Here is a 17,783-nt window from a genome sequence, read left to right on the forward strand (position 1 = left end):
GGTTGGCACGAATGGCGGGCCGGCGACGGGATCGGGTTGCACGGCCGAGGTCCCTTGAATCGGCGCTGTCAGTGGGCCGTGAGAGACTCATTGCTGTCATGGCGCCGCGTAATCTCATCAACCTCGAGTCCGTCTCCCTCGCGTACGGCACGCGCCGCGTCTTCGACGCCGTCTCACTGGGGGTCGCCGAGCGAGAACGGATCGGAATCGTCGGCCGCAACGGTGGCGGGAAGTCGACGCTCTTGCGGCTGCTGGCCGGTGCCGAGGAGCCTGACAGCGGGCGTGTCACGCACACGGGCGGTCTGCGCGTCGGGCATTTGGGACAACACGACGACCTCGACCCTGCGGCGACGGTGCGGCAGAGCGTCGTCGGGGGGCTCGAGGACCACGAGTGGGCCAGCGATGCGCGCATCCGCGACGTGCTGGCCCACCTGTTGCCGCAGATTCCCATGGACGAGGTCGTCGGGCCGTTGTCCGGTGGTGAGCGCCGCCGGATCGCCTTGGCCAAGCTGCTGATCGGCGACACCGGGCTGCTCTTGCTCGACGAGCCCACGAACCACCTTGACGTCGAAGCGATCGACTGGCTGACCGGCTACCTGGCCGCGGCCGGCCGTGCACTCGTCGTCGTCACCCACGATCGCTGGCTGCTCGATTCGGTGTGTGACTCGACGTGGGAGGTCACCGACGGCACCGTACACGCCTACGAGGGCGGGTATTCGGCGTACGTCCTGGCTAGGGCGGAGCGCTCCAGGATCGCCGCGGCTGACGAATCCCGGCGGCAGAACCTGCTGCGTAAGGAACTGGCCTGGCTGCGACGCGGTCCGCCGGCGCGGACGACGAAGCCGAAATTCCGCCTCGCTGCGGCCAACGCGCTGATCGAGGACGAGCCGCCGCCGCGGGACCGTTACGAGCTGGCGCGGATGGCGACGACGAGGCTGGGCAAAAGCGTCTACGACGTCGAACACGTCGACCTCGAACTCGGTGGAAAGACCCTGCTCAACAACGTCACGTGGCGGTTGGGCCCGGGAGACCGGGTGGGCGTCGTCGGCGTCAACGGCTCCGGTAAGACCAGCCTGCTCCGGCTGCTGGAAGGCAGCCTGGCGCCAGATTCGGGCCGGGTGAAGGTCGGCAAGACCGTGGTCCCCGCCCACCTGTCCCAGGAAGTGACCGAACTCGATCCTTCGATTCGGGTCTTGCAGGCCGTCGAGGAGGTCCGCCGCGAGATCAGCCTGAGCTCAGGCGAGTCGTCCACGGCTGGTCAGATGCTGGAGCGCTTCGGGTTCGCCGGCCAGCGGCAGTGGACTCCGGTCGCGGAACTCTCCGGTGGTGAGCGCCGACGGCTGCAACTGCTGCGGTTGCTGATGGGCGAGCCGAACGTGCTCCTGCTCGACGAGCCCACCAACGATCTCGATGTGGAGACGCTGACGGTCCTCGAGGACGTCCTGGACCAGTGGCCGGGCACGCTCGTGGTGATCAGTCACGACCGCTGGTTCCTCGAGCGATCCACGGACACCATTTGGGCGCTGCTGGGCGACGGTCGGCTCTTGCACCTGCCGGGTGGGGTGGACGAGTACCTCGGACGCCGGCGGGCGGCTGAGGCCGGCCCAGGTGCTGGCGCGGCCGGCGTCGAAGCAACGGCGAGCGACGCGCTGGCGCCGTCCGGCACATCGCGAGAGCGTAAGGGCGACACCCGGGCGGCTCGCAAGGAGCTCGCTCGGGTCGAGCGTGAGGTCGAGAAACTGACCGAGCGGGCGGGGGGTCTCCAAGCACAGATGGCTGAGCACTCCACCGATCACGTGAAGATGCTGGAACTCGACGCTGCGCTGCGGGAAGTCGAAGCGCGGCGAGCCTCACTGGAAGCACGCTGGATGGAGCTTGCGGAGGACGTCGGCTGAGTTCAGCCGGCAGCATGCGATAAAGCAGCACGCGCCCGCGGCTTCACCGATGCACCTCGGACGCTCTACAAGGCAGAGCGCCGCGGGCGGTCAGAGATCCAGACCGCGCTCGGCCAGCCAGGTGCGGGGGTTGACCGGAGTGTCACCGCCGTTGGGGCGGATTTCGAGATGCAAGTGGGGGCCGGTGCTGTTTCCGGTGGATCCCACTCGGCCGATGACCGTTCCGGGCTCTACTGTGCCTGATTCCTGGACGATGCGGGACAGGTGGGCGTACCAGCTGACGGTGCCGTCCCAGTGCCGGACGGCCACGCGCTGCCCGTAGGGTCCGTCCCAGCCGGCGAAGATGATCTCGCCGCGAGAAAGGGACCTGACCTCCGTGCCTTGCGAGGCGGCCAGATCGATGCCCTCATGTCCGGCGCTCCACATCCGGCCGGTGGAACCGAACCCGGCGGTGACGCGGTAGTTGCCGCCCACGGGATTCACCCACCGCTTGGCTTCACGCTCGGCCCGCGCCGCTGCCTCAGCGGCCTCTTGCCGCTGCTGCTCGACGATTCCACTGTGCGCTCTGTTGGCCGTCTCGCTGGCCTCAGAGGTCAGTGATTGACCCGCTGCGGAGATGGTGTCCAGGGCGCCTGTGTCGGAGACCGATGTGAGCGGGCGCTCAGGCACCGCTTCCAAAGGCCGGTCCGAGCCGTCAGAGCCCGAGGCCGACGGCATGGCTAGTGCACCAGATGCCGCTGCAGCCATGGTCACCGATCCCACAACGGAGGGGACGGTGAGGTGCCTGCGGCGACGGTGACGACCGCTACCGGAGCGTCTCGACACGCCTGTGAACCTTCCGACGGGGATTGCGGACTTGGGGACCATAGCGGGTTGTTACTCGCCATCTCAAATGACTCGACGAAGTTCATCCGAGGTATATGCAGTGAGGTTGCCTCTTTTGGGTAATGACCCTTCCTGTGACCATGCCGTGACCTGCGCGGACGGGATGGACAGTGTGAGGTGTGTCACTTTTGTCCGGTTGATTCGATGACGTGTGATCTTCGTCACACTGTTGGATAGCTCTCCTCTCTCGGGCATAGTGCTCCTGGTCACACCTCGGATAACCTGCAGGTGTGGAGGAGTCGATAACAGCGGTGACAGATGCCCGCCCGCTACGCGTCGTGGTCGCCAAGCCCGGACTGGACGGACACGACCGAGGTGCCAAGGTCGTTGCGCGTGCGCTGCGAGATGCTGGCGTCGAGGTCGTGTACACCGGGCTGCACCAAACGCCGGAGCAAGTCGTGGAAGCGGCCATTCAGGAGGATGCGCAGGCTATTGGTCTGTCGATTCTGTCCGGTGCGCACATGACGCTGTTCAAGCGAGTGCTCGAGTTGCTGGCCGAACGGGACGCGCGCGACATCGTCGTATTCGGCGGCGGCATCATCCCGGATGCGGACCTCCCGCTTCTCGAAGAGATGGGAGTGGCGAAGATCTTCACTCCGGGTGCCAGCACGCAAGACATCGTCAACTGGGTGAACTCTCTGCGCGCCGCGCAGGCCAGCTAGGGCCGCGCGCCGCGCTACCGAGAAGCCTTCTTCGCGGTCCAGCTATTCGGTCCGCCCCTCGGCGCCGCACGCCCGCGCCCTCGCGACCACCCGCCCGCCCCCAAAGGTGATCGTTGGCGGGTTCTTGCTGCTGCTGGGTGATCGTTGGCGGATTGGCGATGCGGTCTTGTGGCAAGAAATCGCCAACGATCACCGGGCGGGGGACCTCTGTCTTTGCGTGTTGTTCACGGACTGGGCGCTCCAGGGTCTATCAAAGGTCTAGACCTCTCGTGTGTAATGGCCCCACCATCGATATGAGTGGGGTGACTTGGTGTACCGACAACCGTTACCGGCACAGGTCCCGTCCGAACACGAACTCTCTCCGTCCCGAGCAGGCCGCGCACCCGGCCGCGCGGCGCAACGCCGGAGGAAGAGCTTGATCGCTGTCGCCGGCTTGATCGGCGCGGCGCTGCTGGCCCATCCCATGGCCGGCGCACACACCGGAGACAACGAGCCGGCCGTCATGGTGCCGGCTGAGTCCGTACCTTTCGAGAATGATCAGCGCACGATCGCGCCAGGCCTGGAGCTGACCACATTCGGCAGCCTGGAGGCTGACGGCTGGAGTTCAGGCTCGATCCTGACCGTAGACGTCGATGCCGACGTGACATTCGACTATCAGTACTCCGGCACGGTCACCGAGCGCGAGACAGTGCGAACCGGCGCCGAGCGTACCGGCGCCGTCGCGGCGATCAACGCGGACTTCTTCGACATCAATAACTCCGACGCCCCGTTGGGCCCCGGTATAGGCCGGGGAGACGGTCTGATCAACGCGCCGACGCAGGGGCGTCACCAGGCCGTTGCGGTCACCGAAGACGGTGCGGTACAGCTGGCCCAGATCTTCTTGGAAGGTGAGGTGCGGGTCGAGGACGGCCCGGCATTGGACCTGGACGGCGTCAACACTTTCCGGCTCCCCGCCGACGGCATCGGTGTGTTCACGCCGCTATGGGGTGAGTACACGCGGGCCGCCTCAGTGGCCGCGGCCGAGCAGACCGCGGAAGTCTCCATCGTGGATGGGGTCGTCACCGAAGTCGGTGAGGATGTCGGCTCCGGAACTATCGATACCGGCACGCTTGTCCTGGTCGGTGGCGGTGCGGGCGCCAAAGCGCTGCTCGACCTCGAGATCGGGGAATCGGTCGAAGTCACCTACGCACCTCGCTCCGACGTCGGGGAGATCGCGGCGGCAGTGGGTGGCAGCCACGTGCTGGTCCGGGACGGGGTCCCGCAGACATTCACCGACGAGGCCGTGCACCCGCGTACGGCGGTCGGTGTCAGCGAAGACGGGAGCGAGGTCTTTCTCGCGGTGATCGACGGACGGCAGGCGCACGCCCGCGGCATGAGCCTGACCGAACTGGGAGAGTTCATGGTTGGCCTCGGGGCCCACGAGGCTCTCAACGTCGACGGCGGCGGGTCGTCGACCATGGTGGTACGAGAGCCTGCGACCGTCGACCACGGCGTCGTCAACAGTCCCTCGGACGGCGTAGAACGTGAGGTCGCCAACGGGCTGGCGGTGTTCACCGGAGACGGATCGGGGCGACTCGAAGGGTTCCGCCTCCTCCCGGCCGCGGACAGCTCCCGCGTCTTTCCCGGTCTCACTCGTACCGTCACCGCGTTGGGCCACGACGACGCCCACGATCCCGTGCCGGCGACGCCAACATGGTCGGCTGAGGGCGACGCCGCCCAGGTCGATGGAGCCGAGGAGATCGCTACGATCACCGGCGTGCAGCCCGGGACGGCAACGGTCGCCGCTTCTGAGGGCGACATCCGAGAGGAGATCGACATCACCGTACTGGACGAGCTGGCGCGTATCGCGCCGAACACCACCCTTCTATCTCTATCCGATGAGGACAGCACCGGCCGGATCGAACTGACCGGCTTCGACGCGGCGGGCTACCGTGCTCCCCTCGAGCCGGCCGACGTAGAGGTCAGTGGTGGCCAAGGCGTGGTGGATCTGGTGCCCGACGGCACCGGCTTCCGGGTCGAACCACTCACCGGCGACGCATCGGTATTGCTCACTCTCGAGGCGGCCGGGGCTCAGACGCAGGTGGCGGTCACGATCGGACTGGTCGAGGAGATGGCCGCCGATTTCGCCGACGCGAGCGACTGGACCATCAGCTTCGCGCGGGCTACCGGGGACATCGAGACCACGCAAGGACCGGACGGCCGCTCCGGTGTGCGGTTGACCTACGACTTCACCGGTCCAAACACCAGGGCGGCTTACGCGGCGCCGCCGGAGCCCTTTGACCTGCCGGGGCAGCCGCAGACGGTCAAGGCCTGGGTGCGAGGCGATGGCAACGGGTCATGGATCCGGATGCGCGCGCACGATTCACAGGGCACGCTCATCACGCTCAACGGCGGATACACGACGTACACCGGTTGGGAACAACTGACCTTCGAGGTTCCGGAAGGCACGGAATACCCGCTGCGGTTCCACGACATCTATTCGGTCGAACCACGGGGCGACGCGCGGTATGAAGGTGAGACATCCTTCAGCGACATCACCGTCGAGGTCGCGCCGGATGTGGAGTTCCCAGTCCGGGAGCGATTCCAGGATCCGGTCATCCTCACCAACGGCACGGTCGACGACGCAACCCAGCGCATCGCCGTGATGAACGACTCGCAGTTCGTCGGCCGGGACCCGGACAGCGACATCGTCCAGGCAGCTCGCCGTACGCTGCGGGAGATCGTGGCTGCCGATCCCGATGTGCTGATCATCAATGGCGACTTCGTCGACGAGGCAGCGCCGGAGGACTTCGCCCTGGCCCGGCGCATTCTCGACGAGGAACTGGGAGACGTGAGCTTCCCCTGGTATTACGTGCCGGGGAACCATGAGATCCAGGGTGGCCCGATCGAGAACTTCATTGACGAGTTCGGCGACACCCAGCATGTCTTCGATCTCGACGGCACCAATGTGATCACACTCAACACCGCCTACGGCACCCTGCGGGCGGGCGGCCGGGAGTTCGACCAGATCGCGGTGTTGCGAGAGGCGCTGGACGAGGCCGCGGCCGACCCATCGGTCACCGGCGTCCTCATCGCCGGCCATCACCCGCCGAACGATCCACTGCCCACGGCGAACAGCCAGCTTGCCGACCGTCGCGAGGCGGTCATGCTGGAGAGGTGGCTGGCCGATTTCCGCGCCGAGTCCGGCAAGCCGGCGGCCTACGTCGCCGGGCACGCTGGCGTCTTCCACGCATCGTCGGTCGAGGGCGTGCCGTACCTCGTGGTCGGAAACTCGGGGAAAGGCCCGGCCAGCACACCGGACAACGGGGGATTCACCGGCTGGATGATGTTGGGTGTCGAGCCCGGCCTTGCCCAGGGCCCCGGCCGGCCGGGACGCAGCGGCGACGCGCCCGGACGTGGTGGCGTGCATTCGGCCGGTGAAGAGCGGGCCTGGCTGAGCGCCGAGGTGCTGCCGAGGGTCGATTCGGTGTCGCTGGAGGCTCCGGAGCGGCTCGCGGTCGGCGCTACCGCGCCCGTGGCCGCGACCGTCGATCAGGACGAGGGACGCACGGTGCCGGTGGCATGGCCGGCCAGCGCCGAATGGTCTGGGCGCGGCGTGCACATCGGTGCGCCGGAGGACGCCGCGCCCCGCGACGTCGTCGCGCTCGATCCGCAGGCCGGGACCCTGACGGCGCTGCGCAACGGTGTCGCACGGCTGACGGTGACGGTGAACGGTGAAGCCGCCACTCAGACGGTCGTCGCGGGCCGCGGGTAGTTCGGCCCCGCCGCTCCCGTCGCCAACTCCCCGGTGATCGTCAGGACGCTGTGGTCGTGATCCGGTGATCGTCAGTGGTTTGTGGTTGTCGACCAGCAGCCACAACCTACTGACGATCACCGGGGAGAGGGATGGCGTGTAAGGGGCGGATACGCTGCGATCATTGTGCGCCGATAGTCTGCACCTTGGCCTTAGCGGCACGATTGACCACAAACGGACCGCGACACACGGCAAAGGATGTAGACGCGTGGACCTGATGGAGTATCAGGCGAAGGACCTCTTCGCCAAGCATGGCGTCCCGGTATTGCCGGGCTCGGTCGCCGAGACGAGCGAGCAGGCACACCGGATCGCCGAAGAGATCGGTGGGCAGGTAGTTGTCAAGGCCCAGGTGAAGACTGGTGGCCGTGGCAAAGCCGGTGGCGTCAAGTTAGCCGAGAACCCTGCTGAGGCCCAGGAGAAGGCGCAGGCCATCCTGGGTATGGATATCAAAGGGCACACCGTTCACCGGGTGCTCGTGACACAGGCCAGCGACATCGCGCAGGAATACTACGTGTCCTTCCTGCTCGACCGAGCGAACCGGACGTTCCTGGCGATGGCCAGCGTCGAGGGCGGCGTGGAGATCGAGCAGCTGGCCGTCGAGCGGCCCGAGGCGCTGGCGAAGATTCCGGTGGACCCGATCGCCGGGGTGGACGCGGTTAAAGCCGCGGAGATCGCCGACGCCGCAGGATTCGGTCCGGACGTCCGCGACCAGGTGGTGGACGTCCTTCAGCAGTTGTGGACCGTGTTCACCGCCGAAGACGCGACGCTCGTCGAGGTCAACCCGCTGGTGAAGACGCCCGACGGCAAGGTCGTTGCTCTGGACGGCAAGGTCACACTCGACGAGAACGCTGAGTACCGCCAGCCCGAGCATGCCGCATTCGAGGACAAGTCCGCGGCCGATCCTCTGGAAGCGCGGGCGAAGGAGAAGAACCTCAACTACGTCAAACTCGAAGGCGAAGTCGGCGTCATCGGCAACGGCGCGGGCTTGGTGATGTCGACCCTCGATGTGGTCGCCTATGCGGGTGAGGAGTTCGGCGGGGCCAAGCCGGCGAACTTCCTGGACATCGGCGGCGGAGCGTCGGCCGAGGTCATGGCCAACGGGCTGGAGATCATTCTCTCCGACCCAGACGTGAAGAGCGTTTTCGTCAACGTCTTCGGCGGCATCACGGCGTGCGACGCTGTCGCGAACGGTATCGTCCATGCCTTCGAGCTGCTGGACAGCCGTGGTGACGAGATCACGAAGCCGCTGGTGGTGCGCCTCGACGGAAACAATGCCGACAAGGGGCGCCAGATCCTCGACGAGGCGAACCTGCCGCTTCTCGAACGGGTCGACACCATGGACGGTGCCGCGCGCCGCGCGGCTGAGCTCGCAGCGGCGAAGTAAGGACGGGCGACGACAATGGCCATCTTCCTCAACGAGAACAGCAAGATCATCGTCCAAGGCATTACCGGTGCCGAGGGCACCAAGCACACACAGCGGATGCTCAAGGCGGGCGCGCACGTCGTCGGAGGCGTGAACGCCCGCAAAGCAGGGCAGGAACTCGACTTCACCGAGTTCAACCCCGACGCGGTGCTGACTGTCTATGGGTCGGTGACCGAAGCCATGGAGAAGACCGGCGCGAACGTGTCGGTTGCGTTCGTGCCGCCCAAGTTCACCAAGGACGCTGTTATTGAAGCGGTGGACGCGGGTATCGAGCTCCTGGTGGTCATCACCGAGGGGATCCCGGTACACGACACCGCGGAGTTCTGGGCCTACGCGCAGAGCAACGGCAACAAGACGCGCATCGTCGGCCCGAACTGCCCCGGCGTGATCAGCCCAGGCAAGTCGAACGCCGGCATCATCCCGGCCGACATCACCGAGTCGGGTCCGATCGGCCTGGTCAGCAAGTCGGGAACGTTGACCTACCAGATGATGTACGAGCTGCGTGACATCGGCTTCTCCACCTGTGTGGGCATCGGCGGCGATCCGGTCATCGGCACAACGCACATCGACGCCCTGGAGGCGTTCGAGGCCGACCCCGAGACCAAGGCGATCGTCATGATCGGTGAGATCGGCGGCGACGCCGAGGAGCGCGCTGCCGAATTCATCAAGGCCAACGTCACCAAGCCGGTCATCGGCTACGTGGCCGGCTTCACCGCGCCCGAGGGCAAGACCATGGGCCACGCCGGCGCTATCGTCTCCGGCTCGTCGGGTACGGCACAAGCGAAGCAGGAAGCCCTCGAAGCCGCAGGGGTCAAGGTCGGCAAGACGCCGAGCGAGACGGCACGGCTGATGCGTGAGGTCATTCAGAACAGCTGACGGTTCGAGGTTCGTGGCCTCCCGTAACGTTTGGCTCGTCGCAACAGGAGAGCTATCCGTTACGGCAGGCCACGAACCTATCCATGCGGCGATACATCACGACGTGGTGAGGCGGTCGGCAGCGCGAGATAGCAAATCCATCATCTGATCGGCAGTGACGTCGTGGCCGGCGGCGCTGTCGATGCCGTGATTGACCACGGTCACGGCGTTGTCGCGCACAGCGATGCCGAACACAAACGAGATGCCGTACTCCTCGTCGCTCTCGCGCCAGGTTGTGATGGCCCGGTCGCCCTCGTCCACCGAGCCGGTGTTGTCGACCTCGCGTCCTCCCTCGTTGTAGGCAGCGGCGGCCGCGATGAGGTCCTCGTAGTGTGCCCGCGCCGTGTCGTCGTCCGGGAAAACGGCGATCTCCTGATCGACTCCGAGATAACCCGGGTCCGCCGATTGGTAGAACCGGCGCTGGAAGAACGTGGCGCCGTCGTCCTCCGGGTCGAGCGGCAGGTAGGTCAGCGCCCACCCCGCGGGGCCGGCACCGTCGTTGGCTTTCATCGGCTCACTGCCCTCGACGAGCTGGTCGAGACCGGTCGCCTGGACGACTCCGTCGAGCGTCAGCCAGCCGTCGATGTCACCGATCGGCTGCCGATCGGTCCGCTCGGGTGTCACGTCACCGACACATTCGGTCCCGAACGCCCCGCAGAGCCGGTCAGCCGATGTGACCAAGAAGTCAGGATCCATGTCGACGTTGTCGTCCAGGCCGGGGCCGCCGTTGACGACCACACTGATGAGATTGCCGGTCCGCACCATCTGGACGTGCACGACATTGGTTTCCATGAACTCATCAGCCGGCTCTTCGGCGGCATCGAAGTAGGTCGCCATCCACGCCTCGTCGCCGAGGCCGCCGACATTCCAGATTTGGCTGAATCCGGTGTAGGTGTCCTCTGCGCTGGCTTCCCGGTCCCGGACGCAGCGCTCAAACCCCGCACGGATCTCGGAGAACCGCCGGACCGGCTCGCCCGTCTCCTCGATGAACTGCAGGAAATGGCCTACCTGCCCGTCCTGCGTGTTCTCATAAGCGACGTACTCCGCGCCGTCCTCAGCGGTAGGGGCGCAATCGAAGGGCGTCTGCGCCGTGGAGACTTCTGACCACTCGGGAAGAACGTCACCAGGCTCGCCATCAGGGGTGATGTCCTCGGTGGTCAAAAAGGCGGCGGTGAGAATCGCCCGATCCGGCCGGTCCGGATCGGCGGTGCCGTCCGGGGTATCCGGCGTGGTCGGGACCGCCGTGGGGGACTGAGTCTGCGTCGGATGTGCCGGTTCCGGCGCGGTGAGCAGCTGGCCCTGGCCGATCGCCAGGACACCCAGGGCGACGATCACCACACCGCTGAGGCCCACCGCAGCGACTTGGCGACGGGTGCGTTGCGCGGCGCGGTGCCGGGCAGCCTCCGCTCCGGCGAGGTGCACGTCGTCGATGGCGCCGCTGAGGGCGTTCAGCCGGTTGCGAAGCTGGTCGTCAAAGCCGTTCATGGCTGTCGCCTCCCTTCGTTGGCCGGCCGTCGTCGTCGGTCAGTAGTTCGGCTAGCGCGGCGCGGCCTCGGGTCAGGCGGGCCTTGATGGTCCCTGACGGTGCGCCGGTCTCGTGGGCTACCTCATCGACAGTCATTCCGACCAGGTGGTGCAGGACGATGGCGCGGCGTTGTGCTTCGGGGATCTGGCGCAGCGCGGTGACGAGGGCGACGTGATCGGGGCTGGGCGGCGCGGTGGTTTCCGGTGCGCCGTACCGGCTGATGGCGGTGACGGCGTTTTTGGCTTTGCGCCAGCGGCTGGCGGCGATGCGCCAGGCGACGGTGCGGATCCAGGCTTCGGGGTTGTCGGCTTGGCTGACGGTTTTCCAGCGCTGCCAAGCGCGGGCATAGGCCTCTTGAGTGCATTCTTGGGCGTCGGCGAGGTTGCCGGTCATGGCGTACATCTGGTGCAGGACGCGGCGGTTCGACGCGTTGTAGAACGCGTCGAAATCCGCTACATCCATGGCGCCCCTCGCCTGTCTTCTCGAGCGATGGCCGGAACACCGGCGCATCCGCCTTCCAATCAGGAAGACGCGCAACCCAGCGAGCGGGTTGCATGGAAAATAACTGAGATGCCGCGGAGCATGACGGCCGGCCGAGGGTCCAGCCGTGCGGCCGAAGAGTGTCGCGACTCTCAGGGCCGATCTGCGCGCGCATCGGCGTGGGAAACGGCGCTTTCCTCCTTGACCGGCGAACATGAGAAGGTGCCGGACCTGCTCACCCGACCCTTGCTCCGCCGTGAAGACCCCGCGTGGGGCACACGGGTGCCGTGGTTCGCCTCGGTCCTGGCGTCCGGGTGGGTACTGGTCGCCACCCTGGCCATGAGCGCGCTTCCAGGGGTGGCTGTCTGGATCTCCGACGGCGCAGACGGGCCGCTGTCCGGTCCGCTGCGTTTCGGTGCGCGCCTGTGGCTGCTCTCCCACCGGGTGGGGCTGGACGTGGACGGCGCCGGCTTCGTCTTCGTCCCGTTGGGCTTGACCATTCTCTTCGTGCTCCTCATGTATCGCTCCGGACGATGGGCGGCGCATCAAGCCGGGACCGCCACGCCCAAAGGCATCGTGATGGTAGTCGGGCCGGCTGTGGGGTTGTACGCGATCGGCGCGGGTTTGCTGGCCGCGTTCGCGTCGTCGGGCGGTGTTTCGAGTTCACCGTTTGAAGCGGCCGGGTGGGCCGGGTTGTGGGCGCTCGGTGGATTTGCCGTCGGGGTCTTGCACGAGACCGGTTTCGACGAAGTGTGGCTGGGCCGGATCGCTCCAGAGGTGCGCGCCGCGCTCGCGGGCAGCGCTGCGGCCGTGGCCGGTCTGGTCCTGTTCGGTGCCACCTTGCTCGTCATGTCCGCGGCCGCGAACTCGGCGCAGATCGGCATGCTGGCCGACGCGCTGGATGCCGGACCCGTGGGGAATATCGCGCTGGCACTGGGCGGTGGCGCGGTCGTGCCGAACGCGATGATCTGGGCGGCGAGCTTTGCGCTCGGCCCGGGGTTCGTTGTCGGCACCGAGACGGTTGTGGCGCCGGCCGGTGTGGAGCTCGGTATGGTTCCGGCCCTCCCCGTGCTGGGCGCGTTGCCGGCCGATCTGCCTGGCGCGGTCATCTGGGCGGTGCTCGCCGGGCCGGTCGCCGCGGGGATTCTGGCCGGTGTGCTCGTGCAACGTCGTCTCCGGCCACACGAAGAGCCGATGTCTATCGTGATCCTCGCGGCCGGCGGTGCGGGCGCGGCGGCGGCGCTGGGAATGTCGGTGCTGGCCTTGCTCTCGGGCGGTTCGGTTGGTGCCGCGCGCCTTTCCGAGGTAGGGCCGGTGCCATGGGAAGTGGCCGCGATGACGTTCGTCGCCGTCGGCGTGCCATGCATGATCACCGCCGCGCTGCTGGCCTGGCGGCAGTCCGCTCCCGAATAGTGAACGCGGCCGAGCGCACTTGCGGGAGGAGTCGCCGGGTTTCGCGTGGCCGCTCACCGCTATCCTCGCATTGCGGGTGCTAGACAGATTCCGATCCGAGGAGAGCTGAGTGCGATATCGACCCCCCGAAGGGCGGTCATTCCGGCTGGTCGTGCTTCTCTCCGGCACTGGCAGCAACCTGGCCGCGTTGCTGGATGCATGTGTTGACCCCGCGTACGGCGCCACGCTGGTGGCCGTCGGCGCTGATCGCGACGGCGCTGGCGGGCTGAAGATCGCGGCGGAAGCCGGGATCCCGACGTTTGTCGAACGGGTGAGGGACCATCCCGATCGCAACAGCTGGGATCAAGAACTGACCGGACGGGTCGCCGCCTATGAGCCGGATCTGGTGATATCAGCGGGTTTTCTCAAACTGGTCGGCCCGGCGTTCCTCGAGCGTTTCGGCGGTCGCTACATCAATACCCACAACACGCTGCTCCCGGCGTTTCCGGGGATGAACGGCCCGCGGGACGCACTCGCCTACGGCGTGAAGATCACCGGCGCCACCCTTTTCTTCGTGGATGCCGGTGTCGACACCGGTCCGATCGTGGCCCAGGTGGCGGTGCCGGTGATGGAAGACGACGACGAAGCGACGCTCACTGAGCGGATCAAGGTCGCCGAGCGGGCCCAGCTCGTCGAGTGGGTTGGCCGCCTGGCGCGCGAAGGCTGGACTCTCAGCGGCCGCAGCGTCACCGTGCCGTAGCGCGTCACGGCCCGCCGGATGTCAGAGTCAAGCGGTTGACGGTGACCTTGCTCTCGACCTAGCCTCCTGAATCGGAAATTATCGGAAATCGACCGAAAATTTCCGGGCGATTCGGATGATGGTCTTATGTGGGTTCGGGGAAGGGCGCCATGAAAGACAGCGACGTCGACCTGTTCGAGCATCCGGCCTGGCTGCCGGACGCCGCCTTCGGTGTTCTCGGCTCGAAGCGGATACGTGTCGTGGGTGAGGCGCCTCTCGTGCAGACCGTTGGTCATGAGCTCGAGCGTTCGGTGGCGTTGTACGGAGGCAACATCGTCAGGCAGCCTGGTGATGGATCGGAGACCGGCTCCCAGGAACCCGACGAGGTGACTCTCACGACCGTCGACGGTGGCCCGGGCCGGGGCGATGCCGTTGCGCCGGCGATAGCAGAAGCCATGGCGCTGGCGACGCCTGGCGACCCGGCGGTGCGGGCGCTCGGAGCCGAAGGCTACGTGGTGGCCCGCCGGGACGGACACACGGCGATAGTGGCCGCCGACGCCCCCGGGATGCTCTACGGCATGTTCCACCTGTTGCGCCACCCTGGGTGTGTGTCCGGGCCGGACCAGCCGGCCCAGCGATACGAACCTCGCCACGCGCTGCGCATGCTCGATCATTGGGACAACATCGCGGTACACCCGGTGATGGGGCAGGTGGAGCGTGGCTACTCGGGCGGTTCGATCTTCTACGCCGACGGCGAGGTCCGTGCCGACCTGTCACGTGTGGAGCGCTACGCCCGGCTGCTGGCGTCCATCGGGATCAACAGCGTCGCCGTCAACAACGTCAACGTGCATGCGCGCGAGGCGCGGCTGTTGAGCGACGATCTGCACGCGGTCGTCCGGATGGCCGATGTGTTCCGCGCATGGGGGATCCGGGTGCATCTGGCGGTGAACTTCGCTTCCCCGATCATCCTGGGCGGGCTGCGGACGTCGGACCCGCTTGATCCGGACGTGGGGGCATGGTGGGACGAAGCCACGGCCCGGGTGTACCAGGCGGTCCCGGACTTCGGTGGCTACCTGGTGAAGGCCGATTCGGAAGGCCAGCCGGGGCCGTTCGCGTACGGGCGCGACCACGCCGACGGCGCGAACCTCCTGGCCCGCGCGCTCGCCCCGTTCGGCGGCGTCGTGCACTGGCGCGCGTTCGTCTACAACCATCGGCAGGACTGGCGGGACCGCTCCACCGACCGGGCACGCGCCGCTTACGACCATTTCGCTCCGCTCGACGGCCGGTTCCACGACAACGTGATCGTGCAGGTCAAGCACGGCCCGATGGACTTCCAAGTCCGCGAGCCGGTGTCGCCGGTGATCGCGGCGATGCCGGGGACCCGCTTAGCCGTGGAATTGCAGGTGACTCAGGAGTACACCGGCCAGCAGCAGCACGTGTGTTATCTCGCGCCGGCGTGGAGCGAGATCCTGCGTTTCCAGCCGTGGGGCCCGGATGGCGCTACGGTGTCCGACGCCGCGGACGGAGGCCTCGCGGCCGTTTCCAACGTCGGGGACGACCCCTTCTGGACCGGTCACCCGCTGGCGCAGGCAAATCTCTATGCCTTCGGGCGGCTGGCGTGGGAGCCGGCGCTGGACCCGGTGAAGGTGCTCGACGAGTGGATCGGGCTGAGCTTCCCCGCTGCCGACGATGTCGTGCGTGCCACGTTGCACGACATCATGGACGGTTCGTGGCGCACCTATGAGGACTACACCGCGCCCCTCGGGGTGGGGTTCATGGTGCGGCCCGGCCACCACTACGGCCCCGACGTCGACGGATACGAGTACACGCCGTGGGGCACCTACCACTTCGCCGACCGCGACGGCGTGGGCGTGGACCGGACGCGGGCAACCGGCACCGGTTTCACCGGTCAATACCCGCCCCCGTGGCGGGACGTCTACGAGTCCGCGTCGGACTGTCCCGACGAACTGCTCCTCTTCTTCCACCACGTGCCGTACGACCACGTCCTGCACAGCGGACCAACGGTCATCCAGCACATTTACGACACCCATTTCGCCGGGGCCGAGGCGGTCGAGGCGATGACGGCTGCGTGGGAGACGCTCAGGGGGCGAATCCCGGACACCGTTTTCGAGCGGGTTTCCGAACGAATGCGGGAACAGCTCAGGTGCGCTCGCGAATGGCGGGATCAGGTGTGCGCCTACTTCTACCGCAAGTCCGGTGTGCCCGACGCGTACGGGCGGACGATCTTCTGACGGGTTCTGCGTCATGTGTCCCGCCGAAACGGGGCCGGAAGCCGCAGGTGGCAGGACGCTGCGGGTGTTAAAGTTGGACGCGTCGCAACTGGCGCTGGGTGGATGACCACCGGGGAGCGACAACAGCAGCGGACATCGGGTCGGACGCCTGGGCCCGAGCCACACGAGAGCCCGCGCGATTAGCCTTGCGCGGACACCGCCGCTCGCTGAGGAGAGAAATGAGCGCCACCCATACCTCCGCGCCTGGTTCGCCGGCTGGGCAGATTCCGATCACCCGCGCACTGATCAGCGTCTACGACAAGACCGGGCTCGACGAGCTGGCACGCGGCCTGCACGAGGCCGGCGTCGCCATCGTGTCGACCGGATCCACCGCGGCGCGTATCGCCGACGGCGGTATCCCGGTCACCCGGGTCGAGGACCTCACCGGATTCCCGGAATGCCTCGACGGCCGCGTCAAGACGCTGCACCCCAAGGTGCATGCCGGCCTGCTCGCCGACCTCCGGCTGGACAGCCATCGTGGACAGCTCGCCGAATTGGACATCGAGCCGTTCACGCTGGTCGTGTGCAACCTCTACCCCTTCGCCGCGACAGTGGCCTCCGGTGCCGGCCCGGACGAGGTGATCGAGCAGATCGACATCGGCGGGCCGTCGATGGTCCGGGCGTCGGCCAAGAATCATGCCAGCGTGGCGGTCGTCGTGGATCCGTCTCGTTACGGCGAGGTGCTCGAGGCGATCCGTACGGGCGGGTTCACCCTGGCTGAGCGCCAGAGGCTCGCCGCCGACGCCTTTGTGCACACCGCCACGTACGACGTCGCGGTCGCCTCGTGGATGGGCAACGTGCTCACCGACTCGTCCGGCGGCAGTGGATTCCCGGCTTGGGTGGGTGGCACGTGGGAGCGGGCCGCGGTGCTGCGCTACGGCGAAAACCCCCACCAGAATGCCGCGCTCTACCGCTCTGGAGTGGTGCCGAGCGGCCTGGCCGGTGCCGAGCAGTTGCACGGCAAGGAGATGTCCTACAACAACTATGTGGATGCTGACGCCGCTTGGCGTTCGGCCCACGACTTCGACGAGCCTGCCGTCGCAATCATCAAACATGCCAACCCCTGCGGCATCGCCGTAGGTGAGGACGTCGCCGAAGCCCATCGAAAAGCACATGCCACGGACCCGGTGTCCGCGTTCGGTGGCGTGATCGCGGTGAACCGGCCCGTGTCGGGGACGGCAGCAGAGCAGATCGCGGAGGTCTTCACCGAGGTCGTGGTCGCTCCTGGCTTCGATGACGAGGCGCTGAAGACCTTGTCGCAGAAGAAGAACATCCGGTTGTTGCGTGTGGGGCCCGGCGCGGCGCCGCCCGTGGAGACCCGCCATATCTCGGGTGGATTGCTGCTGCAGCAGGTCGACCGCGTGGACGCAGCGGGCGACGATCCGGCGACCTGGACCCTTGCCGCCGGCGACGCGGCCGACGATGCGACGCTGGCCGACCTTGCATTCGCCTGGCGGGCCGTGCGGTCGGTGAAGTCCAACGCGATTCTGCTGGCGTCGGGCGGCGCTGCCGTCGGCGTCGGGATGGGACAGGTCAACCGGGTCGACTCGGCGCGGCTGGCGGTTTCCCGGGCCGGCGAGCGAGCAACCGGCTCGGTCGCGGCATCGGATGCCTTCTTTCCGTTCCCCGACGGGCTGAAGGTGCTCATCGACGGTGGTGTGCGTGCCGTCGTCCAACCAGGGGGCTCGGTGCGGGACGACGAGGTGATCGAGGCCGCGCGAGCCGCCGGCGTGACGATGTATCTGACCGGCGCGCGGCACTTCTTCCACTGACCCCGATTGCG

The 17,783-nt window shown here is 67.2% G+C and carries 12 protein-coding genes and 1 riboswitch; of the genes, 9 read left to right on the forward strand and 3 right to left on the reverse strand.

Annotated features, from left to right (window positions below):
• The first annotated feature begins 98 nt into the window (after window positions 1–98).
• The gene (locus tag F7O44_RS15435) at window positions 99–1,895 is read left to right on the forward strand and encodes an ABC-F family ATP-binding cassette domain-containing protein (RefSeq protein ID WP_162451163.1); all 1,797 of its coding nucleotides are present in this window, start codon (window positions 99–101) and stop codon (window positions 1,893–1,895) included.
• Between the two features lie 90 nt (window positions 1,896–1,985).
• On the opposite strand, the gene F7O44_RS15440 is transcribed toward F7O44_RS15435, so the two are convergent.
• Window positions 1,986–2,642 carry a M23 family metallopeptidase gene (locus F7O44_RS15440; RefSeq protein ID WP_162451164.1) on the reverse strand — a complete coding sequence of 219 codons (657 nt, stop codon included), beginning with the start codon at window positions 2,640–2,642 and terminating at the stop codon, window positions 1,986–1,988.
• A gap of 389 nt (window positions 2,643–3,031) precedes the next feature.
• On the opposite strand from F7O44_RS15440, the gene icmB reads away from it, so the two are divergent.
• The 4 genes from icmB to sucD all read left to right on the forward strand — a co-directional run bounded on the left by icmB (window position 3,032) and on the right by sucD (window position 9,534).
• Complete coding sequence (gene icmB, locus F7O44_RS15445; RefSeq protein WP_162451479.1) at window positions 3,032–3,442, forward strand: coenzyme B12-dependent isobutyryl CoA mutase small subunit; 411 nt, start codon at window positions 3,032–3,034, stop codon at window positions 3,440–3,442.
• 415 nt (window positions 3,443–3,857) lie between these two features.
• Window positions 3,858–7,196 carry a phosphodiester glycosidase family protein gene (locus F7O44_RS15450; protein WP_162451165.1) on the forward strand — a complete coding sequence of 1,113 codons (3,339 nt, stop codon included), beginning with the start codon at window positions 3,858–3,860 and terminating at the stop codon, window positions 7,194–7,196.
• 247 nt (window positions 7,197–7,443) lie between these two features.
• Window positions 7,444–8,619: an ADP-forming succinate--CoA ligase subunit beta gene (sucC, locus tag F7O44_RS15455; protein WP_162451166.1), complete on the forward strand. Its 1,176-nt coding sequence runs from the start codon at window positions 7,444–7,446 to the stop codon at window positions 8,617–8,619.
• A gap of 15 nt (window positions 8,620–8,634) precedes the next feature.
• Window positions 8,635–9,534: a succinate--CoA ligase subunit alpha gene (sucD, locus tag F7O44_RS15460; RefSeq protein ID WP_162451167.1), complete on the forward strand. Its 900-nt coding sequence runs from the start codon at window positions 8,635–8,637 to the stop codon at window positions 9,532–9,534.
• Window positions 9,535–9,630: 96 nt separating this feature from the next.
• On the opposite strand, the gene F7O44_RS15465 is transcribed toward sucD, so the two are convergent.
• On the reverse strand, window positions 9,631–11,058 hold the full coding sequence (locus F7O44_RS15465; RefSeq protein WP_162451168.1) for a hypothetical protein: 1,428 nt from the start codon (window positions 11,056–11,058) through the stop codon (window positions 9,631–9,633).
• Window positions 11,045–11,560, reverse strand: a complete 516-nt coding sequence (locus F7O44_RS15470; RefSeq protein WP_162451169.1) for a SigE family RNA polymerase sigma factor — start codon at window positions 11,558–11,560, stop codon at window positions 11,045–11,047. The genes F7O44_RS15465 and F7O44_RS15470 overlap by 14 nt, the downstream gene beginning before the upstream one ends.
• A 219-nt stretch (window positions 11,561–11,779) precedes the next feature.
• Here F7O44_RS15470 and F7O44_RS15475 point away from each other — a divergent pair, with 219 nt between their 5' ends.
• From F7O44_RS15475 to purH, 4 genes are all read left to right on the forward strand, one after another.
• Window positions 11,780–12,991: a cell division protein PerM gene (locus F7O44_RS15475; protein ID WP_162451170.1), complete on the forward strand. Its 1,212-nt coding sequence runs from the start codon at window positions 11,780–11,782 to the stop codon at window positions 12,989–12,991.
• A gap of 109 nt (window positions 12,992–13,100) precedes the next feature.
• Window positions 13,101–13,730 carry a phosphoribosylglycinamide formyltransferase gene (gene purN, locus F7O44_RS15480; RefSeq protein ID WP_162451171.1) on the forward strand — a complete coding sequence of 210 codons (630 nt, stop codon included), beginning with the start codon at window positions 13,101–13,103 and terminating at the stop codon, window positions 13,728–13,730.
• Window positions 13,731–13,879: 149 nt separating this feature from the next.
• Complete coding sequence (locus tag F7O44_RS15485; RefSeq protein ID WP_162451172.1) at window positions 13,880–15,961, forward strand: alpha-glucuronidase; 2,082 nt, start codon at window positions 13,880–13,882, stop codon at window positions 15,959–15,961.
• A gap of 74 nt (window positions 15,962–16,035) precedes the next feature.
• Window positions 16,036–16,122: riboswitch (ZMP/ZTP riboswitch) on the forward strand.
• A 57-nt stretch (window positions 16,123–16,179) separates the two neighbouring features.
• Entirely contained in the window at window positions 16,180–17,772 is a 1,593-nt protein-coding gene (purH, locus tag F7O44_RS15490) for a bifunctional phosphoribosylaminoimidazolecarboxamide formyltransferase/IMP cyclohydrolase (RefSeq protein ID WP_162451173.1), read from the forward strand.
• Window positions 17,773–17,783: the final 11 nt, after the last annotated feature.

The sequence above is a fragment of the Phytoactinopolyspora mesophila genome, assembly GCF_010122465.1.
Classification (GTDB): Bacteria; Actinomycetota; Actinomycetes; order Jiangellales; family Jiangellaceae; genus Phytoactinopolyspora; species Phytoactinopolyspora mesophila.